The sequence below is a fragment of the Phreatobacter stygius genome (assembly GCF_005144885.1).
GTDB classification, from domain to species: Bacteria; Pseudomonadota; Alphaproteobacteria; order Rhizobiales; family Phreatobacteraceae; genus Phreatobacter; species Phreatobacter stygius.
Map to the genome: position 1 here is coordinate 6,226,481 of NZ_CP039690.1, position 21,450 is coordinate 6,247,930.

Here is a 21,450-nt window from a genome sequence, read left to right on the forward strand (position 1 = left end):
TGCCCTGTCTCAGGTTTGGCAATGCCTATTGACCAGTCTGATCCCGCATCGCCGGCGCCGCAGGCCGACAATTCCTCCGGCAGGACCGATGTCCGCGCAGCCTTCAAGATCGACATCGTGGTGATTGGCGCGGGCCAGGCGGGGCTCTCGTCGGCCTATCACCTGCGCAATCTCGGCCTCGCGCCGCGCCGGAATTACCTCATCCTCGACAAGTCTCCGGAGGCGGGCGGAGCATGGCAATATCGCTGGCCGTCGCTGACGTTGAGCACGGTCAACCGGGTCCATGATCTGCCGGGCATGGCCTTTGCCGACGTGGTCGAGACCGGCGCGGCCGAGGTCAAGGCCTCGGTCGCCGTTCCCAGCTATTATGCGGCCTACGAACGGAAGTTCGCATTGCCGGTCTACCGGCCGGTGGCGGTCAAGGTGGTCTGCGACCGCGGCGAGCGGTTCCGGATCGAGACCGACCACGAAACCTTCTCGGCCCGTGGCCTGATCAATGCCTCGGGCACCTGGGAAACACCCTATATCCCCGACTATCCGGGCGCCGACCGGTTCAAGGGCCGGCAATTGCACACGCGCGACTACCAGACGGCGGAGGCCTTTGCCGGCAAACATGTCCTGGTGGTTGGCGGCGGCATCTCCGCATTGCAATTGCTCGACGAGATTTCGCGCGTCACCGCCACCACCTGGGTGACCCGTCGCGAACCGCAATTTCGCGAGGGCGCGTTCACCCCGGAGGATGGCCGCGCCGCGGTCGCCGCCGTCGAAGACCGGGTCAGGCGCGGCCTGGTGCCCGGTTCCGTCGTCTCGGTGACCGGCATCTTCCTGACACCGGCGCTCAAGGCGGCCCGCGATCGCGGCGCGCTCGACCGCCTGCCCATGTTCAGCGAGATCACCGAACAGGGCGTGCGCTGGGCCGACGGTACCGAACGGCAGGTCGACGTCATCCTCTGGTGCACCGGGTTTCGCAGCTCGCTCGACCATCTGGCGCCGCTGCGGATCCGCGAGGACAACGGCGGCATCGTCATGTCCGGCCGGCTGGCGACGCAGGTGGCCAAGGATCCGCGCATCCATCTGGTCGGTTATGGCCCGTCCGCTTCGACCATTGGCGCCAACCGGGCCGGCGCCGCCGCCGCGCGCGAGCTGACGGCCCATCTCGGCCTCGCCTGACGCTGGCCCTCAGGGCCCCGTGGGCTCCCGAACGGCCGTGATCCATTCGAAAACGGCATCACTGAAATAAGCTCCGATGCCCTTATGGGGGCGCCCGACCCTCGTTAGCGTGGCTCCAAACGATCAGTGGAGCACGTCCCATGACCATGACCGATGCGGTTCGGGCTGGCGGATCCCGCAGGCGATCAACGCGGGCGACAATGGTCCGGGGAGACCTCCGGTGAGTTACCGTTTCGAAGCCGGCCGGATCTATCGCATGCCGACCCATTTCGGCCCGGCGCCGGGACCGCGCCAACTGCCGGAGACCGTCGCGGCCCATCAAAGGCCCGGCACGCGCCGGCTTTCGGTCAGCGCGCGCTTCCTGACCGACGCCGCCCTGCTGGAGCGGCATCTCCCGGAGGGGTTCACGCTGGCCGGCGAGCCGGTCGTCAGCGTCGAATTCCATCACATGACCGAAATCGACTGGCTGGCCGGGCGAGGTTACACGATGGTTCATGTCGGCTGGCCCGCGACCTTTGCCGGCCGGCGGGACCAGGCGACCGGCAAGTTCCTGGCGGTGGTCTGGGAAAATCTCGCCGACCCGATCATCACCGGCCGCGACGAGATCGGCCACCCGAAACTTTATGCCGAGATCCAGGAGCCGCGATCCTGGGATGGCGCGCAGCTCTGCGCCGCCGACTGGATGGGGTTCCGCTTCCTCGACCTGGCGGTTGCCGATCTTGGCGACGCAGCGCTGGAGCCGGAGACCACCGGATCGGAGGGAACATTGATGCTCAAATATGTTCCACGCACCGGCGATTGGGGCGAGGCGGATCTCTTCCAGGTCACGCTCTCGCCGATCGCCGACCCGGAGCTGCGCGTCGAGCGGCGCCAGGCCGGCGCCGGCTCCGTGCGCTTTCACCAGGCGAGCTGGGCCGACCTGCCGACCATGCATCACGTGGTCAACGCCCTGGCGGCCTTGCCGGTGATCGAGCCGCGCGGCGGCTCGGTGACGCTGGCGCGTGGCGGCAAGGCCTTCCGTGATCAGCGGGTGCTTGTCTAGGCAGGCTCTGGAAGGCGCCTGTCGATCGGCCTGGCCGAAATCGTCTGCCGGCGCCACCCGCCAGGACGCCGCGGCCATGGCGGGCCAGCGGGTTGGACCGCGATGCACCGCAGCGCTGAATCGCTGAATTGTCCTTAATTGCTCCTATTGACTCCCATAATTGGGAAGAATAGAGAGCATTTATGACTGAGGAGCTCTTCACCGTCGAGCGCGCCGCGGAACGGCTGCGACTGCATCCCAAGACTGTCCTGCGCTTCATCCGCGACGGCCGATTGCGGGCGACCCGGGTCGGCAAGGCCTATCGGATTCTGCGCTCCGATCTTGATGCGCTTGTTGGCGCAGCGATGCCGCGGGGCGATGACCGGCCCCGGCCGCGCGCGACAAGCATTGTCGATGTTCCCGGCGTGGCCGTCGACGAGGCCGCGCGGATCGCCACGGCCTTGCAGGCCATGCTGATGTCGCAAACGGCACGGCCCGAACCGATTCATCTCGACACGGCCTACGATCCGGCGCGCCGGCATCTCAAGGTCGTCATCATCGCCGCCCCGGAGGATGCCGCGGTGCTGCTGGACTTTTTGCAACGACTGGCCGGGCCCACGACATGAACGCAATCTACAAGTCGGACGCGGCAGGCCACGCCGTCAGGGAAAAATACCGCGAAGTGCTCGGGGCGTGGCCGGTGCCGGCCCGGCAATTCACCGTGCCGACCCGGGCGGGCGACACTTTCGTGGTGGCATGCGGGCCCGAGGGGGCGCCACCTCTGCTGCTGTTCCACGGCTCCCAGGCCAATTCGAGCGTCTACATGTTCGATATCCTGTCGTGGTCGCGCCGCTTCAGGGTCTACGCCATCGACATGATCGGCGAGCCCGGTCTCAGCGCGCCGTCGCGACCACCACTCGATGGCGAGGCGCATGCCCTTTGGCTCGACGACGTCATCGCGGCACTCGGCCTTGACCAGGTGATGATCGTCGGCATGTCGCTCGGCGGATGGCTGGCGCTCGACCATGCGGCCAGGCGGCCTGGCCGGGTCACGCGGCTGGCGCTGCTGTGCCCGGCGGGCATTGGCCGCCAGAAGAATTTCCTGCTCAAGGTCCTGCCGCTGCTTCTGCTCGGCCCCTGGGGGGTGCGCAAGACCCGCGAGATGGTCATGGGACCCGTGCGCGAGGTCGCGCCCGAAGCCAGGCCGCTGGTCGACCTCGTGCAGCTGATCGGCAGGTCGGCGCGGCCGCGCATGGTCCAAATTCCACGCCTGTCCGATGACGAACTGGGCAAGCTGCCGCCGACCCTGGTCATTGCCGGCGGTCGCGACGTGCTGATCGATTCCGGCGACACATGCCGGCGGCTGGCGCGGTTCGCACCAAGCGCATGCGTCAAGTTCGACCCTGACGCCCGCCACTACATTCCCGACCAGGCCGCCACGATCTTGGCGTTTCTCGAAGAGGGCATCGCCAGGCCTGCTTGAAGGGCTTCGCCCGGCGCTCAGCCTGTCGGGCGAAAATGCCCGGGGGCGTGTTTGGTGTCGCGCCGCATCAGCCGGCGCAGCGTCGACGGTTCGGCATAACCGACCTGGCGGGCGATCTCGTCGACGGAGAGGCGCGTGGTCTCCAGGAGATAGCGTGCCGTCTCGATCCTGATCCGTTGCACGAACTGAATCGGCGGGACGCCGCAGGTCGCCGCGATGCGCCGGGCGAAGGTCCGGGGCGCCAGGGCGACGACGGCGGCGAGCTCCTCCATGGTGAAGTCGCGGGCGATGTTCTCGCGCACCCAGCTTTCGGCCTTGGCGATCTTCGGGTCCTGGCCGGCGAGATAGGTCATCGCCATGAACGGCGCCTGGGACCGCCGCTCGTCGAGCAGCAGAGTGTTGGCGCAGGCCTTGGCCAGGCTCGGGCCGGCGAACTGCGCCACCACGGCCAGCATCAGGTCCATTTGCGCCATTGCCGCGCCGCCGGTGGCGATCGGCCAATCCGCCACCACCATCTGGTCGGCGACCAGCTCGACTTTCGGGTAGCGGCGCCGGAACACCGGCGCGAACCACCATGTCGTGGTGGCCCTGCGGCCATCGAGCAGCCCGGCTTCGGCCAGCAGGAAAGTGCTGGCGCAGGACGCGGCGAGCATGGCGCCGCGGTCGAAGGCCTCGACCAGCATGCGGGCCGCGCGCCGGCAGGCCGGGCCTTGCAATTTCGCCTCGAGATCATCAGCCGAACCGGCGCCAAGGCCGGGGACGATGATCAGTTCGGCGCCGCTCATTTCGCCGCTGGCCCGGCTCGGCCCGCAGCGCACCCGCGTGACCTCGAAGGGCAAGGCGCGCCTTGCCGCCGCGCTGATCTGGTTGGCGGTTGCCAGCACGTCATGGCTGATCGCCGCGCTCGACGCCAGGCAGCCATGGAGTTCGAGAACGGCAATCGTCGTCATGTCAAAAAAAGCCCGATCAATGTCATTTTCGACACTAGCTGGCGGACCGTCGAAGGGCAAATGTCGGCGATCGGAAAACGCCCGACGGCGTCGATCCCTTTGGATGATGAGGAGCCTGGCCGATGGCGCAGCCGACCATGAACCAAGACGATCCACTCGATGATTTCGAACCGCGCCGGATCACCCTCGACGGCGTCACCAAGGTGGTGCACGTGACCGGGTCCGGCCCGGCGGTGATCGTCATGACCGAAATGCCCGGCATCAGCCCGCATGTCGCGCGGTTCAGCCGCTGGGTCCGGGATGCCGGCTTTACCGCCTACATGCCTTCGCTGTTCGGCCGTGACGGCGCCGTGCCGACGGCGGAAGAGGGCGGGGCGGTGTTCAAGCGGGCCTGCGTCAGCGCCGAATTCCGCGCCTTCGCCGGTACCGGGTCGAGCCCGGTGACCCAGTGGCTGCGGGCGCTGGCGCGACAGGCGCACGCGGAATGCGGCGGCCCTGGCGTCGGCGCGATCGGCATGTGTTTCACCGGCAATTTCGCTTTGACCATGATGCTCGAGCCGTCGGTGCTGGCGCCGGTCGTGTCGCAGCCGTCGTTGCCCTTGGATGATCCCGCCGGCACCGGCATTGCCGGTGACGAACTGCTGGCGGTGCGCCGGCGCCTCGAGCGCGACGATCTGACGGTCCTGGCCTATCGCTTCGAGGGCGATCAGTTCTGCCGGACGCAGCGCTTCGCCGCCTTCGCCGAGGCGCTCGGCGACCGCTTCATCCCCCGCGTGCTGCCCGACAGCGCGGCCCATGGTGAGCCGCCGCCGTTCTTCCAGCGTTATGTCGCATGCCCGCACAGCGTGGTGACGGCGCATCTGATCGACGAGGCGGGTCAACCGACCATCGGGGCGCGCGACGAAATCCTGGCGTTCTTCACGCGGAGGCTGTCGTCACCGCAGAGGTGACGACAGCGGTCATGGCCGCCTTGGCTCGGCTGCGTCAGTCTTGCGCCGGCGCTGCCGCGGCGGCGCCTTTCAGGTGCAGCGCGAAGCCGGTCACACCCGGATCGTCCAGGCCCGGACGGAGCTGAAGGCTCGGGATCAGATAATCGCCGCCATTCTGCCGCCGATAGGCGATCGGCGGTGTGGTCGCGAGTGTCCGCATCCTCTCGCGCAGGCGCTCGGCGGTCGCCTCGAAGCCGGCCTCGTCGAGCCGATCGACCCGGTAGGCGACGAATGGCGGCAGCACGTCGTAACCGGGATAATAGAGGATGCCGTGATTGATCGGGAACAGGAGGTCGTCGATCGGCCCGTTGACCCCGCGGGCGGCGTAATGCTCTTCCCAGCCGCCGGTGGTCACCAGCAGCATGGCGCGCTTGCCGGCCAGCGTTCCCTCACCGAAGCGGTCGCCCCAATGGCTGTCGCTGTGCTCGCCGACGCCATAAGCGAAGCCATAGGCATAGACCCGGTCGACCCAGCCCTTGAGGATCGCCGGCATGGTGTACCACCAGAGCGGAAACTGCAGGATCAGGACATCGGCCCATAGCAGCTTCTCAATCTCGGCCTGGACGTCGTCGGTCAAGGCATCCGCGGCAAAAGCCTCTCCCGAGGCCCTCACCGGCGTGAACCGCGCGTCCGGCGCGAGCGAGGGAAAGTCGGCGCGATCGACCTCGGATTTCCAGCCGCTGGCATAGAGATCCGACACCAGCACCTCGTGGCCCTGGGCCGTGAGCTCCTTGATGGCGACGTCGCGCAGCGCGCCGTTGAGCGAACGTGGTTCGGGATGAGCGAAAACGAGCAGAACTTTCATGGGGTCAGCGATCCTGTGTGGGAGAAACCGACCCTTCAGGTAGCCAATGCCGGCATGATCCACTACCTGTCGATAATGGATAGGATTGTGCCGAAGAATGGATAGGTCCGACATCACCCTCGAACGGATGCGGACCTTCATCCGCGTCGCCGAGCGCGGCAGCCTGTCGGCGGTCGCGCGCGAACTCGGCATCGGCCAGTCGACGGTCACGCGGCATTTGCGCGAGCTCGAGGAGGCCGTCGGCGTGCCCTTGCTCACCAGGACCACCCGGCGTGTCGCGATGACCGATGAAGGCAGCCGCTATTATGCCGACAGCGTCCAGATCCTGCGCCTCGTCGAGCAGGCCGGCGACGAGGCGCGCGGCACGCGCGGCGCGCCGGCCGGCATGATCCGGCTTTCCTGCACGGCGGCTTTCGGGGTCTTGCACGTAAGCCGGTTGATCTTCGCGTTCCAGGACCGTTGTCCCGACATCGGGATCGACCTCAGCCTTGCCGACGAGCGCGTCGACCTTGTCCGCGAGGGTGTCGACATCGCGCTGCGCCTGGGCCCGCTCGCCGACAGCTCGATGAAGCTCAGGGCTCTCGGCCAGAGCCGGCGCCTCCTGGTGGCCGCGCCGGATTATCTGGCGGCGCGCGGCCGGCCGGTCGTCCCGCAGGATCTGGCGCGCCATGAGGCCATCAGGATGTCGAACGTCGCCGGCAGCGATGTCATCACCTTGCTGGGGCCAGGCGGCGACGCCCATGCCGTGCCGTTCCACGGGCGCTTTCGGGTCGACCATGGGCTCGGCGCGCGCGAGGCGCTTGTCGCCGGGCGCGGCATCGCGCCCGCCCATCGATGGCTGGTCGACGATCTCCTGGCGGCCGGCCGGCTCGAGGCGGTCTTGTCCGACTATGCGCTGCCGTCGGTGCCGCTCAGCATGCTGATTGTCCCGGAGCGCGCCGGCATTGCCCGGGTCCGGCTGCTGATCGACTTCCTCGCCGAGCAGATCGGCGCCATCCCCGGGATCGACAAGCCCAGGCCCTAGCCGGCGGCGCCAGGCTTCGGCCGGATGGCGCCGGGCCAGGACGGCCGGCGGGACTGTTGTGCCGGGCGCCGGCCTTCCTATCTGAGCCCTGGACGGCAGGCCGATGGGGACCAGCATGGAGATCCGCGACGACGACCTCGTCAGGTTCGCGGCGGAGGGCGCCGCGCCCTTGCCGGTCGCCGATCTGCAAGGCGAGCTCGAACATGATGGCGCGCGGATCTGGTACGCGGCCCATGGCAGCGGCCCGCCGGTGATCATGCTGCATGGCGGCCTCGGCCATAGCGGCAATTGGGGCTATCAGCTGCCGGCCGTGCTGAACGCCGGCTACCGCGCCGTTCTCATCGACAGCCGCGGCCACGGCCACAGCACGCGCGACATCAGGCCGTTCACTTACCAGTTGATGGCCTCCGATGTCCTGGCCGTGATGGATGCCTTGGACCTGGACCGAGCCGCGGTCGTCGGCTGGAGCGATGGCGCCTGCACCGCCCTGATCCTCGCCATGCAGGCGCCGGCCCGGGTAACCGGCGTCTTTTTCTTCGGCTGCAACATGGATCCGAGCGGGACCAGGGCGATGACCGAGCCGAACCCCGTCGTCGGCAGGTGCTTTGCGCGCCATGCCAGGGATTATGCGGAGCTCTCCGCCACGTCGGACCAGTTCCAGGCCTTTGTCGGGGCGGTCGGATTGATGATGAGGACGGAGCCCAATTATGCGGCGCCGGATCTGGCCGGCATCGGCGTGCCGGTGCGGATCGTGCAAAGCGAGCATGACGAATTCATCACATCCGAACACGCGGAATACCTGGCTCGGACCATTCCCGGCGCGGACCTGGTGGTGCTGCCCGACGTCAGCCATTTCGCGCCGCTGCAGCGGCCGCAACAATTCAACGCCGCAATGCTGGCATTCCTTGGCAAGATCAGTCCTTGAGGCAAAACCGGTGATCTCGACATGACGATCTTCGTGACCGGAGCCACGGGCTATATTGGCGGGTCGATCGCCGCCCGGCTGATCGCCGAGGGCAGCGAGGTCCGCGGCCTCGTGCGCAGCGCGGACAAGGCCGGGCTCCTGGCCGCGGCCGGGGTGACGCCGGTGCTGGGCGACCTTGATGATGCCGCGCTTCTGACGCGCGAGGCGCGCGCCGCGTCGGGCGTGGTCAACGCCGCCAGCAGCGACCATCGCGCTGCGCTGGAGGCCTTGATCGAGGGGCTTGCCGGATCGGGCAAGCCTCTGCTGCACACGAGCGGCTCCAGCGTGGTCGCCGACAATGCCCGCGGCGACTTTGCCTCGGACATGATCCTCGACGACGATACGCCCTTCACGCCGGAGCCCGGCAAGGCGGCGCGGGCCGCCATCGATCGGTTGGTGCGCGCGGCCGCCGATCGTGGTGTCCGGTCGGCCGTCCTGTGCAACACGATGATCTACGGTGTCGGCCAAGGCCTGCACCGGGACAGCGTGCAGGTGCCCCGGCTGATCGCCCAGGCGCGCCGCAGCGGCATCGTCCGTCATGTCGGGCAGGGCGCCAATATCTGGTCCAACGTCCACATTGACGACCTCGTGGATCTCTATCTCGCGGCCCTGGCGCAGGCGCCGGCGGGCTCGTTCTATTTCGTCGAAAACGGCGAAGCATCGTTCAGGCACATTGCCGAAGCGATCAGCCGCCGGCTGGGCCTCGGGCCGCCGCAAGCCTGGTCGGTCGAAGACGCGGCCGGCGAGTGGGGTTATCTCCAGGCCGTCTATACGTTCGGCTCGAACAGCCGTGTCAGGGGCGTGCGGGCGCGCGGCGAACTCGGCTGGCGACCGAGGCACGGTTCGCTGACCGAATGGATCGAGCGCGAGGCCTGACCGCGCAAGGGTAGGGGAGCCCGGACCGACGGGCGTTGTCGGGCCGCGACCGGCGCCGGCCTGCCGCCGAGGTCGGGCAAGGGCGCTAAGCCACCAAGCCGGGCCGCGACGCCGGCAGGCGGATTTGCTAGACTGCCGCGCCTTGCGGGATAGGCAGCTTTGCCCGGCTTCCAGCCGGCGATGGCGGCGTCCAGGCCATGTCGAATTCCGCCAAGCCATCTGTCCGGCATGCCCATCATCAGGGGAAATGCCGGTTCGGCGATCCGGCGGTGTTCCGTCGATTCCGCCGGATGCGCGATTTCGCCTGATCCGGCAATTTCCTTGAGCCCGCCGGGCGGCAACGGCTGCCGGGACGGACGACGGCGCCGTGCCGAACCCGGGCGAAGCGACGGGTGTGCCGCCGGCAACGGCCGGGCAGGGGCTGTTTTTCGCAATCTAGGCGAGTATTTGCAGCGTTCACGCCAATCTTCGTCGTGGCGCCGTCCCTAGGGTGAATGCGTTCCGGGCCGGCAACTGAAAGTTGCTTCCGGGGCTCGCCGGCTGCATCGGCGGGGGCACACTCAGCACGCGAGGAGAGGCAATGGCATTCCCCACAGCTGTCAACGATCAGATCACCGACTCGGTGACGCAGGCCAACGTCAAGGTGTTGGGCGACGCGCCGGCCATCGCCATGGGCAATCTCTACCAGGCCACCGCCCAGGCCCTGTCGAATGCGGCGCACAACGCCGCCAACGCCCAGCAGCAGAGCTACGTCACCAGCCAGGCGGCGACGACGATGGGGGTCGCGACCCTGTATTCGCTCGACACCGCCGCCACCGGCGTCGCCACCAAGGACATCCTCACGCCGCCGGTCCGCGGTCTCTAGCCCGCACCGTCGTCCGCAAACGCTAACCCCAGGCCTTTGGCTGCTCGGCCTGAAGGCATCATAGGAGGTCCACATGGCATTCCCGACGGCTGTCAACAGCCAGATCACCGACTCGGTCACCCAGGCCAACACCAAGGTGCTGGGCGACGCCCCGGCCATCGCCATGGGCAACCTCTACCAGGCGACCGCCCAGGCGCTGGCCAACGCGGCGCACAACGCCACCAATGCCCAGCAGCAGTCCTATGTCACCGCCCAGGCCGCCACCACCATGGGCGTGGCGACACTCTACTCGCTCGACACCGCCGCCACCGGCATGGCGACCAAGGACATCCTGTCCTCCTGACGCGGTCCTCGCCGGTCCCGAGGCACTTAAGGTCCCGGGGCCAGCGACGCAGTGTTTCCGGTGTGACGACCCCAAGGACTTCGCGCCCAAGGACTTCGCGCCCAAGGACTTCGCGCCCAAGGACTTCGAGCCCAAGGACTTCGAACCATGGCCTTTCCGACCGCCGTCAATGATCAGATCACGGACTCCGTGACCCAGGCCAATGTCCAGGTGCTCGGCGCTTCGCCGGCCATCGCCATGGGCAATCTCTACCAGGCCACCGCCCAGGCTCTGGCCAACGCGGCGCACAACGCCACCATGGCCCAGCAGCAGATGTACCTGACGGCCCAGGCCGCCACCACCACGGGCGTTGCGCTGCTCTATTCCCTCGGCACCGCGTCGACGGGAGTGGCGACCAAGAAAATCCTCGGGTGACGAGCCGGCGGCGCCTTCGCGCCGCCTGATCCAGCCATAACCCCCCGCACGACAAGGAGCATCTTCGATGGCTTTCCCGACATCGCTCAACAGCCAGATCACCGACTCCATCACCCAGGTCAACACCAAGGTCCTGGGCGACGCGCCGGCGATGGCGATGGGCAACCTGTTCGTCACCACGAGCCAGGCCCTTTCCAACGCCGCCCACAATGCCACCAACAATCAGCAGCAGTCCTACGTCACCATGCAGGCGTCGACCGCTCAGGCCGTCGCCACGCTGTTGACCGTGGACACGGCTTCCACGGGCATGGCGACCCACAAGATCTACTAGCGCGAGACTGTTGACGACGTCCGTTCGCGCCATCAGCCGGACGGACGCCGGTCGATCCCGACAGCGGTCGCCGTCCCAGGCGAAGGAACGTCAGCGTGGCCGAGGGTTCCGGCATCGCGGCCATGACGGGTTCGGTCACGACGGGCGCGATGCTCAATGTGGCCCTCGCCCCGTCGGCGGCGATGGCAATGACCTACCTTGCCGGCGCCGACAGCATCGCGCTCGCCATGGGCAATGCGGTCGCCAATCAGCAGCGCGGGCAGGTCATCGCCAACGCCGCCACGGTTCAGGTTCTGGCGCTGATCATCTCGAAGGGAGCTACAGGCACATGAGCGATGAAGGCACAGTCAACAGCCGGGTCGTCGACTCCGTCGCCAGCGTCGTGACGCTGCTGAGCGGCCAGTCGCCGTCCCAGGCATTCGGGATGCTCGATGCGGTCATGGTCGAGACCCTCGGCATGGCCATGCACAACGCCGTCGGCCGCCAGCAGGGCGGCGGCATGGTCAGCTCGGCCGCGGTCACGGCGGCTTGCGCCAAGATGCTGCAGACGCCGTTTCCGATCGCTCCCGCGCCGACGCCGCCGGTACCGCCCGACCCGCCGGTCGTCAATCCGCTGCCGGGGCCGCCGCCGGTCCTGCCGCCGACCTCGGCGGTGATCGCGGCCGCCTTCGCCGAAGGGGAGGCGGCGATCAGCATCCTGCAGGCCCAGGCCCAGGGCGCCGGCGCCGATGCCACCCAGGCCCAGGCGGACCTGGCGCAGCTAGCCAAGGATGCCGCGCCGAGCACGCCGCCGCCGGGCGGGTGAGGCTGCGCGGCAACCGCGTGCGACCACAGGTTTAAGGAGGCTTCATGCCGGATCCGACAAGCGTCAACGCACAGGTCATCGACGTCATCAATCAGGCGCAGCTGGCCACCATGGGACCGCAGGTCGTGCTGACCAGCGGGGCGGGCAAGGCCTATCAGTCCGTCGCTCAGTCGGCGGCGATCGCGGTGCAGGACGCCACCGACGCGCTGCGCAACGTCTCGACCATCGCCACCACCGCCGTCGGCGTCGCCATGGCCCAGTACCTGGCCACCGGAGACGACCGATACGCCAAGGCGATGACCCATGCCCAGCAACTGATGAAGGGCGCCACCGAGGACTACGGCGCCATCGGCGCGGCGGCCGCCGGGGTGCTCAAGGGCTTCCCTTCAGGTTGATTCAAAATCTGTCCCGGCGGTTCAGCGGAGTGTTAGACACATGACCCTACTCGTGGCCGACACTGCGCTGATGCGCCGGGCCGATCTGTCCGACATCGCCCGGCTCGCCCTGGCGTTCGTCGATGGCGGCTCCCAGTGGTTCGACTGGGCGGCGCTGGAATCCTCGACCACCTACAATTTTCCCGACGAGACCGCGCTGGTGAGCGGCGTGCAGCAAGGCCTTCACGCCGCGCGCCTGGCCTTGCTGCCGAACCTGAGACTGGCGGTGAGCCCGGTGAAGCTGATGACGCTGGGCGCCGCCGACCTCAGGCTGCTGCAGCGCATCGAGCACGGCGACAAGAGCGCCAAGGCGGCGGTGCAGCTCAAGCGCATCCTCGCCGACCATGCCCTGCTGACCGAGGAGGACCTGGCGCCGACCGCCAGCTTCCTGGCCGATCTCGGCGTCGGCGACGCTCCGGTCTTCCAGTTCCTCGGCTACGAGGGGCGGATGGCGATCTACGACCTGCTCCATTTGCCCGACGACAAGACGCCGCCCGGCATCGAATTGCAGAAGGAGGCCGCGACCTTTGCGAGGGCTCAGGGCCACACGCCGTCCGAATTCGCCGACTATTTCAAGTTCTTCCTGCAGTACACCGGGAAGCTTGGCGCGCGCGCCGCCTCGCCGGAGGATCGCCAGCTTCTGTGCGAGACCGCGCTCGCCGCCCTGGGGCCGCGGCTGTTCGACCATCTCGATTGCCCACAGGTCGGCGGGCTGGTCGCCCCGGCCGAAGTGGCCGAGGCGGTCAAGGACCGGCTCTCGTCCGGCCGCCGCATCGGCTTCACCCGGCTGTCGCTCGGCGCCCAGCAGATCATCGAGAACACGACTTTCGAGGACAATGGCGCCGATGATCCCGACGTCTTCGTCAGCGGTTACGTCAGCGCCGCCCAGAACCTCTTGCGCGCCGTGCCGGTGACCTTCGGCCTGATGGCGCAGGACGGCGCCAGCTGCATCTTTCCGATCGAAGGCAGCGACCACGAGGCGGAGCTTCAGCTGACCTCGGCGGGCCTGATCACCCTGAACGGCTTCCGACGCAAACCCAAACGCAAGCCGGCAACGGGCGCGGGTCACGGCCGCGCCGAAGCCTCCATGGAGAAAGTCTAATGCCCAAGCTCCGCAAGCCGAGACTGGCCCGTCGCGCCCCGATCGAGCGGGTGATCCCCGTCAGCAGCCTGCCGCCGGAGGAGATCGCCGAACTCGCCCAGATCCGGGCGCGCGAGGCCGAGGCGGTCGCGACCGAAGCCGTGCGCGAGGCCTCCCTGGGGGAGGCCGGCTGGTGCCGGGTGAGCGCTCGCGCGGCGAACGCGCCGAGGCGATCGCCGAGCGCGCGGTCCATCACACGGATCTCACCATCGAGCGGGTGGTCGACCAGGCCGAGGCGATCGCCGAGCGCGCGGTTCATGCCGCCCAGGCCGCCCAGGAAAAAGCGGTCGACATCGCGCAGCTGAAGGCGACCGAGGCGGTGGCTGCCACCGACCACATCATCGCCCAGACGCAGTAACGGCCGCGCGTCCCGGCGACACAACGCGAAACCTCGTCGGCGGTTCAGCGGCCCGGTCGCGACTGGACGTGCCGCACGCCAGTGATCCAGCCCAGGCGAGAACAGCCGATGCCGAAGCGCTTGCGCCCGTTCCAGGTCGTTGCTCCTCCTGCCAAGCGCCAGCACGGGCCGGCCACCGCCTGGAGTTGCCTGCGCTACGTGGCCGAGATCGCCCCGTCGATGCCGGGCCAGACCATTGCGCTGGCCAATCAACGGGACCAGGCGTTGATCTGGAAAGCGGCCGCCGTGCACCCGATGCAGGCGCTCGAGAACGAATACCAGGGCATCGTCCACGACGCGGTGCGCGGGATCGTCGATCCCGACCAGCGCAAGGAGGTCGAGTCCCGGGCGATGGGCGAGTTCTTCCTGTTCGACGCCGGCCCCCCGCGGCTGCTCGGCGTGCCGCGCGGCGGCGAGTATCGCGGCGAGCGGTTCCCGATCATGGAGGATCGCCTGCGGCACGCCCGCAAGGCCTTGCGGCCCCTGGCCGAAAGCATTCAGGCCCAGGCCGATCCGGAGGACGTGCGTCGGTCGCTGCTCCTGGTCCTGCGTGAATTCGACGTCGTATTGGGCTCGTTCTTCACCATTCCGGGATCAGGGCGCTGGGGCGCGCCGATCCTCGACACGGCGATCCGCGAGTTCGCCGGCCTGGATCGGCGGATCCGCCGGGCCGCCAACTGGCAGCAGTTCGAGGCCGCCTGGAAGCAGCTCGACACGGGTTCGGCGGCGCTCGAAGAGACTTTCGAGAAGAGCGTCTCGGCCGTCCAGATGTTCTACGCCATCGAGGGCTTCTATCTGTTCCGGCTCCTGGTGCGCTACCGGATCGAGTCCAGCGAGATCATCCGCTCGGGCGATGCGACGGCGGCGAGCAAACAGCTGACCAAGCTCATCGCCAACGGTCATCCCTGGCTTTCGACCTGGCTGCGCGACAAGCTGCTCGAATTGAACGCGCTGATGCAGATCGTCGATCCCTCGGGCAATACCCTGTTCTTCCTGAAGGGCGGGCGCGCGATCAAATATCTCGAAGGACAACCCCAGACCGGCGAGAACGACTGGGACACCCAGATCGTCATCAATCCGAACCTGCCGGCGGCACAATGGTATCAACTGTTCCAGGACATCCAGAACGCGGTGCTGCTGGCGCTGCAGGGCTTCAAGCGCGAGCTCTATGTGCTGATGCAGCACGAGGCGACGACCTTCCAGGATGAACTCGACACCGTCGCGCTGCCGGCCCCGGTCGTGGTCGATCCCGGCCCTCAGCCTCTCGACCCCGACACGCCGGTTGCCGACGACGAGCAGATCGCCGAGCGCTATCGGATGAACTGCAAGGCCGAACTGATCGATGTCGGCCTGCCGCGCAACGACACCGTCGAGGCGATGGAGCAATGGGCCCAGTTGAACGGCAAGCTGCTGATCGCCGCCGACGGCATGCCCTATCCGGGCTATCTCTACTACATCAACGAATATCTGATGCTGGTGCGCGAGGTGTTCACCGGCCTGTCGCCGTCGATGGGCAAGGCGCCCGCCCGCATCGAGCGCCTCTATACCATCCTGACCTTGCCCGACGCGGGCCTCGAGGCGGCGATCCAGGAGGAACGGCATCACATTCCGGCCGACCTGCTGGCCCAGTCTCTGGCCGCGATCGATCAGGTGCACGACCTGGCGGTCAAGCGGGCCCTGATCTGCATTCTCAGCCAGTTCTGCCGGGCCTACGCCCTGGATCTCGATCCGAACCTGGCCGCGTGTTTCGACGGACTTTTTGCCGGCAACCTCGGCAATGCCGCTGAGCTCGCGCAATATCCCGCCGATCTCAACGATGCCATCCGCGGTTATGCGCAATGGCGACCGGCCTATCGGCTGCTGTCCGACGCCGTCGGTTATGCGCAGTGGATTTCCAAGGCGATGAGCGCCCATTTCGAGGCGCGCGGCAAGTTCATGGAGGAGCAGCAGGCGCTCATCGGCAAGTTCATCCAGTCGATCTACGCCGCCTCGGTGTTCTCGCCGGGAGAGGAGCTGGAGGCGCAGATCGCGGTGACCGGCAGCCTGGCCGCCTTCCTTCATGCCGACTACACCAAGTTCCCCCGGCCGGGCGAGCTCCAGCCCGTCGATGTCGCATCCCTGCGCATCTATGCCTACAACCCCGAGGCCAATCCCGCGATCGTGATGCAATTGGTCGCGCCGCTGGTCACCGAATATCTCGACGAATATCCCGGCACCTTCGTCGAGGTCGCGCCGATGGATCCGGCCGGCCCGCTGCGGTTGTTCTGGCCGAGCGAGGTGGAGATCAAGCCGTTCAAATATGCGCCGCTGGTGATCACGATCGGTGTCGCCAGGCCCGGCATCTGGCCGCTGCTGGCCTATATCTGGGATCATCCGACGCTGGGCCTGCGTGACCTGATCATGGAATATCGCGGCCGCTCGGCGGCGGTCGAGGAGTTCGGGGCGCGCGCCCGGCTGAAGGAGACCACCGCCGCGCTCACCGAAATCCTGCTGCGCGCGGAGAACCCGGAGCCGCCGCCGGCACCCTTCGGCCGGCATCTGATGATCAGCAGCGCGGCCATGGCCATCGGCCCGAAGGCCGATTACCCGGCCAGCTACTATCAGGACGGCACGGCCTACAAGATCACCATGACCGGCAACCGGGAGGCCTTGCGCCAGGCGCTCACCTTGCCGAGAAGCGACCAGGACCGCACGCTTGATCTCCTGGTGCTCAACCAGGACCACGGCGGCATCGTCGGCGGCGCCGGCCAGTTCGGCCAGTGGTCGGCCGCCGACCTGCAGACCTATCTCGTCGAGCCGATGCGGCGCTCGGGCCTACGCGCGCGCATCCTCGTGCTCGACTTCTGCGTCTCCACCGCGCTGCTGCCGACCTTTGCGGCTCTCTGCGCCGAGGACGGAGTGCTCTATTCCAACGTCTACAGCATCACCGAAGTGATCATGACCAGGGATCTCTGGGGGCGGATCAAGGACGATCTCGCGGCACGCGACCGCAACGCGATCCGCGCCGAGATCAATGACGAGATGACGGTGATCACGCGCGGCGTGACCGGCCTCAGCCACCTGCCGGAGGTGCAGCATTCCACGCAGGAGGAGATCGCCGGCTATCTCGTGCGCAATCCGGGGGATCTCGACGCCGTCTCGGCCTTCTTCACCTTCTGGGAGATCGGCCAGATCTTCTACACGGCCTATGGCAACAGCCAGACCATCTGGGGGCAGCTGCGGGCGCTCATCTTCTCGACCCTGCCAGGCAATATCGGTCCGGCGGAACGCGCCATCCTCGGTTATGTGCCGGCACAGTTTGCCAATTTCAACCGCGACCAGGTGCAGGCCATGGTCACGGCGCGAGCCGTGCAGATCCTGACCGCGCCGCAATACCAGATAGAGCGCCCGCCGCCTGCCAACGCGACGTTCCAGCAGCTCTGGCTGCATTTCAACCCGTACCGCTGCAATGTCCTGGCGCTGTTCACCGGGCTTGCGCGCTGCCCGACGCCGTTCACGGTCTATGATTCCGGCGACCAGAGCCTTACCCTGGACACCGACCTGTCGGCCGCGCCGGTGCCGGCGCCGGTGGCCGCGCGCATCAATGTGGTGCACCACATGTCGTCGCAGGACGTCGACGAGGTTCTCGACATCCTGCAGAGCCAGGCAGGCCAGGCGGTGGTCCAGCAACTCGATCCGCAGGTCAACTACCTGCAGCAGTAGGATCTGACCGTTTGTCGCCTCAGGCCAAGGAATTGCGTCACGCATAATACTGCTGCGCCGCGACCTTGACCGGTCGGTACGGAGCGAACAATTCGTGGATGCCCGGGACAAGCCCGGGCAGCACGATGTGTTGACCTCTCGGTGTACTGGGCTACGGCCCGCGCGGGGTCGATCGAGAGGCCGTTGCCAGGGAACAGCCCTCGTCTTGGCCGGGCTTGTCCCGGCCATCCACGACTTCAACCCAATCGCTCACAGCGAGCGGTCCTCCAAACGTCATCGCGCCCCATCCACCCCGGCCCTGCCGCGGCGGAATTCGCGCGGGGTCTGGCCGACCATGCGCCGAAAGCTCTTCTCGAAATGGCTGAGATCGGTGAAGCCGACGCTCATCGCCACGTCGGTGATCTGCCGGCGCATCTGGGTGGCGAGGATCTCCTTGGCCTTGTGGATTCGGATCCGGCCGAGCAGCGTCTTGAACTGGGTGTCCAGGGCGCTGCGGAACAGGAAACTCAGATGCGACTGGCTGACATGGGCCTGACGCGCCAGCTGGCCCAGCGAAATCGGTTCGGCGTAGTGGTCGCCGAGATAGAGCAGTGCCTTGCGCAGCGCGTCGTGCAGCCGCTCCAGCTCGGCCGTGTCCTTGTTGAGCGCGCAATGCACCCAGCGATCCAGTCCGCCTGACGGCGCGTATTCGAACGGCCGCGCCGGCGCCTCCTGGAAGGCGGTGGCCTTCTGCGGTCGCGGCCGCAGCGGCGGGGCCGAAGCGATCCAGGGGGTATGGCGCAGGATGTCGTCGCGTTCGATCGGCCGGCCGTCGGTCATGACAGCCAGTCGCGCCACGACCCGTTCGAGCTCGAACAGGTTTTCCGGCCAGGCATAGGCGCGGCAGGCCGCCAGCAGCGCATCGCTGCGCTTGTCGGCGGGGGAAAAGCCGCGCCGCTCGAAGGCCGCGGCCACCAGCGCCTCCATGTCCTCGGGCCGGTCGCGCAGCGGTGGCGCGGCGATCGAAAGGAAGTCGAGTTCGGCGAGCAGCGCCTGCGAGAAACGGCCGTCGCGCACCCGCTCGCGCAGGTCGGCGGTGCTGGCGGCGATCACCCGGACGTCGGGGGCCGCCGCATCGGCCAGCCACTGGCCAAGCGACGAACGCATGGTCAAGGGCAGGCGTCTCTGCAAGGCCGGCGGCAACTCGTCGATCCCGCTGAGGAACACCGTGCCGCCGGCCGCCTTTTCGAACCACTCGACCGGCGAGCCGAGGGGCTCCGCGCAGTTGACCTCGACGAAGGGCTGGTCGCGCCGGGCGCTGCCATAGTGGATCGTTGCCGCCAGTTGCGGCTTTTCGGTGCCGAATTCGCCGGTGAGCAGGACCGGCAGGTCGGTGCGGGCGGCACGCTCCAGGTGGGTCTCGAGGTCCTGCAGCACCCGGCCCATGCCGACCAGCCGCATCGAGGCGCCGAGCCGCCGGTTGGCCCAGACCTCCACTTCGTAGCGCATGATCAGGAAGGCAAGCTGCCGCGCGAAGCCGGCCAGCCAGGGTTGGGGCGGACCCTTGGCGTCGCCGGCGGTGCGCCCGATCAGCTGCAATTCCCCGATCGGCGTGTCGGCATAGGCCAGCGGCAGGATACGCCCGGCCTTGCCGTGGACCGCGCGCGCGGCGGGCGGGGGCGGGATGGGGCGCTCGACGCCGAACCATTCGGCCGCGTGGACGGCATCGTCGACCGATCGGGTCCGTGGCGGCGGCGCCGACGGGGCGGCGGCCCGCGGTCGGGTGGTCCATTCGGAGACGATCGTGCGGCCCTCGCGGCGCACGTCGAGCGCGCCGCCCTGGCGTAGCACCACCGACGCGCTGACCAGGCCGGCGCGCTCGGTGAGGGCGCGCATCACGCTGTCGAGCAGGTCAGGCAAGGTCCGAAAGGATCTGTTGACGCCGAGGAACAGGTCATTCACCGGAATGCTCGATCACGATAGTCAACGGCTGTTTCCAGTGAAGACGCGACGTTCTGTCGGACTTCTTCAGCAACGTGACGGCGCGCGACCCGGCCGGCTTGATGGCCAGGGCCAAGCTCGCGCGTCGCGCCCTGAATGGATCAATCGGATGACAGGTAAGGTCGAGTTTCACCCCTCAGTAGAGGAGTGACAGCAATGCACAGTCACCATGGCACAGGGTTCGTGATACTACAACCGAGGGATGTACTTGGCCAATGAATCGCCGGCAATGAACCGAATTTGGTCTCGGCAATACTGTCTAGCCACGGCTGGCGCGCACCTGCGGGTTGGGGTTTGGAAGCACCAAGCTCGCGCCCTGGAGGCGGGCGGTTGCGCGGCGCCGGTCGGCACGACTGGCGGATAAGCGCCGGCGCGCTTTCTCATGTGGCACGCAGCCGCCATAGTGCCGTCCGCTGCTATCAGGCGACTCGGATCGCCAGGAATTCCACATGCGCCGCCTGCCATTCTATTACGGCTGGATCATTGTCGCCGTAACCTTCATCACCATGGGCATCGGCGTGAATGCCCGCACGTCCTTCTCCTTGTTCTTTTCGCCGATCATCGATGAATTCGGCTGGGAGCGTGGCGTTACCGCCGGCGCCTTCTCGTTCGGCTTCCTGGTCTCGGCGGTCTTGAGCCCGCTGATGGGCAAGCTGATGGACCGCACCGGTCCGCGCACGGTGATGGAGATCGGCGTCGTCCTGATGGGGGCCGGCCTGCTGCTGGCGCCGCTGACCACGCAACCCTGGCACCTCTACGTCACCATTGGCGTCCTGGTCGGCAGCGGCAGCGTCTGCCTCGGATATTCCGGCCAGTCGCTCTATCTGCCCAACTGGTTCGTCAAGCGGCGCGGGCTGGCGGTCGGCCTCGCCTTCGCCGGCGTCGGCATCGGCTCGATCACCTTGCTGCCCTGGGTCCAGCTGGTGATCGACCAGGCCGGTTGGCGCTCGGCCAGTACAACCATGGGTATCATAGTACTCGTCGTGCTGGCGCCGCTCAATTTCCTGCTGCGCAAGCGCCCCGAAGACATGGGCCTCCAACCCGACGGCGATGGTCCGGCGAGCGCCACGGCGGTCGCGCCACCCTCGAACGTCGTCGATCCGGCCTGGGCCGCGGTCGACTGGACGCTCGCCCGCGCGGTCAGGACCACCAGGTTCTGGTGGCTGGCGCTCGGCTATTTCTGCGGCCTTTATGTCTGGTATGCGGTCCAGGTGCACCAGACCAAATATCTGGTCGAGATCGGCTTCTCCTCGACATTGGCGGCCTGGGCGCTGGGCCTGGTCAGCCTGATCGGCATACCCGGACAGATCGCGCTGGGGCATTTTTCCGACCGGGTCGGCCGGGAATGGGTCTGGACCATTTCGACGCTCGGATTTGCGATCTGCTTCGCCATCCTGATCGCCCTGCAATATAGCCCGACCTTGCCACTGCTCTATCTGATGGTCTTTGCCCAGGGTTTTCTCGGCTATGGCCTGACTTCGATCATGGGGGCGGTCGTCGCTGAAATCTTCCAGGGCCGGAATTTCGGCACGATCTTCGGCACCGTGATGTTTGTCGCGCTGGGCGGCGGCGCGGCCGGGCCCTGGCTCACCGGCGTGCTGCACGACGTCTTCGGCAATTATACGCTGGCCTTCCTGATCGGCATCGGATTGAGCGCGCTTTCAGCCGCGGCGATCTGGATGGCGGCCCCGCGCAAGGTTCGCGCCGTTGCCGGGCAAATGCCGGCGCTCGCGAAAGCGGCCTGAGCGGCGGCGGC

At 67.6% G+C, this 21,450-nt stretch carries 22 protein-coding genes; 19 read left to right on the forward strand and 3 right to left on the reverse strand.

Annotated features, from left to right (window positions below):
• Window positions 1-21 precede the first annotated feature (21 nt).
• From E8M01_RS29425 to E8M01_RS29440, 4 genes are all read left to right on the forward strand, one after another.
• Complete coding sequence (locus E8M01_RS29425; RefSeq protein ID WP_136963409.1) at window positions 22-1,170, forward strand: NAD(P)-binding domain-containing protein; 1,149 nt, start codon at window positions 22-24, stop codon at window positions 1,168-1,170.
• Between the two features lie 220 nt (window positions 1,171-1,390).
• The gene (locus E8M01_RS29430) at window positions 1,391-2,212 is read left to right on the forward strand and encodes an acetoacetate decarboxylase family protein (RefSeq protein ID WP_170182127.1); all 822 of its coding nucleotides are present in this window, start codon (window positions 1,391-1,393) and stop codon (window positions 2,210-2,212) included.
• A gap of 182 nt (window positions 2,213-2,394) precedes the next feature.
• Window positions 2,395-2,817 carry a helix-turn-helix domain-containing protein gene (locus E8M01_RS29435; RefSeq protein ID WP_136963411.1) on the forward strand — a complete coding sequence of 141 codons (423 nt, stop codon included), beginning with the start codon at window positions 2,395-2,397 and terminating at the stop codon, window positions 2,815-2,817.
• Window positions 2,814-3,674, forward strand: coding sequence for an alpha/beta fold hydrolase (locus E8M01_RS29440; RefSeq protein ID WP_136963412.1), 861 nt, complete (start codon window positions 2,814-2,816; stop codon window positions 3,672-3,674). The genes E8M01_RS29435 and E8M01_RS29440 overlap by 4 nt, the downstream gene beginning before the upstream one ends.
• Window positions 3,675-3,691: 17 nt before the next feature.
• On the opposite strand, the gene E8M01_RS29445 is transcribed toward E8M01_RS29440, so the two are convergent.
• Window positions 3,692-4,624: a GlxA family transcriptional regulator gene (locus E8M01_RS29445; RefSeq protein WP_136963413.1), complete on the reverse strand. Its 933-nt coding sequence runs from the start codon at window positions 4,622-4,624 to the stop codon at window positions 3,692-3,694.
• Between the two features lie 122 nt (window positions 4,625-4,746).
• Between E8M01_RS29445 and E8M01_RS29450 the strand changes: the two genes are divergently transcribed.
• Window positions 4,747-5,574, forward strand: coding sequence for a dienelactone hydrolase family protein (locus tag E8M01_RS29450; protein WP_136963414.1), 828 nt, complete (start codon window positions 4,747-4,749; stop codon window positions 5,572-5,574).
• Window positions 5,575-5,608: 34 nt separating this feature from the next.
• Here E8M01_RS29450 and E8M01_RS29455 read toward each other — a convergent pair whose 3' ends face one another.
• On the reverse strand, window positions 5,609-6,418 hold the full coding sequence (locus E8M01_RS29455) for an NAD(P)H-dependent oxidoreductase (protein ID WP_136963415.1): 810 nt from the start codon (window positions 6,416-6,418) through the stop codon (window positions 5,609-5,611).
• Between the two features lie 97 nt (window positions 6,419-6,515).
• Here E8M01_RS29455 and E8M01_RS29460 point away from each other — a divergent pair, with 97 nt between their 5' ends.
• The 13 genes from E8M01_RS29460 to E8M01_RS29520 all read left to right on the forward strand — a co-directional run bounded on the left by E8M01_RS29460 (window position 6,516) and on the right by E8M01_RS29520 (window position 17,714).
• Window positions 6,516-7,442: a LysR family transcriptional regulator gene (locus tag E8M01_RS29460; protein WP_136963416.1), complete on the forward strand. Its 927-nt coding sequence runs from the start codon at window positions 6,516-6,518 to the stop codon at window positions 7,440-7,442.
• Between the two features lie 115 nt (window positions 7,443-7,557).
• The gene (locus E8M01_RS29465) at window positions 7,558-8,367 is read left to right on the forward strand and encodes an alpha/beta fold hydrolase (protein ID WP_136964892.1); all 810 of its coding nucleotides are present in this window, start codon (window positions 7,558-7,560) and stop codon (window positions 8,365-8,367) included.
• 21 nt (window positions 8,368-8,388) lie between these two features.
• Window positions 8,389-9,282 (forward strand): NAD-dependent epimerase/dehydratase family protein, encoded by an 894-nt coding sequence (locus E8M01_RS29470; RefSeq protein WP_136963417.1) that lies wholly within the window; start codon window positions 8,389-8,391, stop codon window positions 9,280-9,282.
• A 580-nt stretch (window positions 9,283-9,862) separates the two neighbouring features.
• Window positions 9,863-10,147: a RebB family R body protein gene (locus E8M01_RS29475; protein WP_136963418.1), complete on the forward strand. Its 285-nt coding sequence runs from the start codon at window positions 9,863-9,865 to the stop codon at window positions 10,145-10,147.
• Window positions 10,148-10,220: 73 nt separating this feature from the next.
• A complete protein-coding gene (locus tag E8M01_RS29480) occupies window positions 10,221-10,490 on the forward strand; it encodes a RebB family R body protein (protein ID WP_136963419.1) in 270 nt (89 codons plus the stop codon).
• A gap of 147 nt (window positions 10,491-10,637) precedes the next feature.
• On the forward strand, window positions 10,638-10,904 hold the full coding sequence (locus E8M01_RS29485; protein ID WP_136963420.1) for a RebB family R body protein: 267 nt from the start codon (window positions 10,638-10,640) through the stop codon (window positions 10,902-10,904).
• 67 nt (window positions 10,905-10,971) lie between these two features.
• The gene (locus E8M01_RS29490) at window positions 10,972-11,235 is read left to right on the forward strand and encodes a RebB family R body protein (protein ID WP_136963421.1); all 264 of its coding nucleotides are present in this window, start codon (window positions 10,972-10,974) and stop codon (window positions 11,233-11,235) included.
• A 95-nt stretch (window positions 11,236-11,330) separates the two neighbouring features.
• Complete coding sequence (locus E8M01_RS29495) at window positions 11,331-11,567, forward strand: RebB family R body protein (protein ID WP_215908822.1); 237 nt, start codon at window positions 11,331-11,333, stop codon at window positions 11,565-11,567.
• Window positions 11,564-12,040, forward strand: coding sequence for a RebB family R body protein (locus E8M01_RS29500; RefSeq protein ID WP_136963422.1), 477 nt, complete (start codon window positions 11,564-11,566; stop codon window positions 12,038-12,040). Before E8M01_RS29495 ends, E8M01_RS29500 begins: the two co-directional genes overlap by 4 nt.
• A 44-nt stretch (window positions 12,041-12,084) precedes the next feature.
• Entirely contained in the window at window positions 12,085-12,435 is a 351-nt protein-coding gene (locus E8M01_RS29505) for a hypothetical protein (RefSeq protein WP_136963423.1), read from the forward strand.
• Between the two features lie 40 nt (window positions 12,436-12,475).
• Window positions 12,476-13,576, forward strand: a complete 1,101-nt coding sequence (locus E8M01_RS29510; protein ID WP_211596674.1) for a hypothetical protein — start codon at window positions 12,476-12,478, stop codon at window positions 13,574-13,576.
• Window positions 13,577-13,748: 172 nt separating this feature from the next.
• The gene (locus E8M01_RS29515) at window positions 13,749-13,973 is read left to right on the forward strand and encodes a hypothetical protein (protein ID WP_136963424.1); all 225 of its coding nucleotides are present in this window, start codon (window positions 13,749-13,751) and stop codon (window positions 13,971-13,973) included.
• 108 nt (window positions 13,974-14,081) lie between these two features.
• The gene (locus E8M01_RS29520; RefSeq protein ID WP_136963425.1) at window positions 14,082-17,714 is read left to right on the forward strand and encodes a hypothetical protein; all 3,633 of its coding nucleotides are present in this window, start codon (window positions 14,082-14,084) and stop codon (window positions 17,712-17,714) included.
• Between the two features lie 273 nt (window positions 17,715-17,987).
• Here E8M01_RS29520 and E8M01_RS29525 read toward each other — a convergent pair whose 3' ends face one another.
• Window positions 17,988-19,655: a sigma 54-interacting transcriptional regulator gene (locus E8M01_RS29525; protein ID WP_215908823.1), complete on the reverse strand. Its 1,668-nt coding sequence runs from the start codon at window positions 19,653-19,655 to the stop codon at window positions 17,988-17,990.
• Window positions 19,656-20,143: 488 nt separating this feature from the next.
• On the opposite strand from E8M01_RS29525, the gene E8M01_RS29530 reads away from it, so the two are divergent.
• A complete protein-coding gene (locus E8M01_RS29530; protein ID WP_136963426.1) occupies window positions 20,144-21,439 on the forward strand; it encodes an MFS transporter in 1,296 nt (431 codons plus the stop codon).
• The last annotated feature ends 11 nt before the right edge of the window (window positions 21,440-21,450 follow it).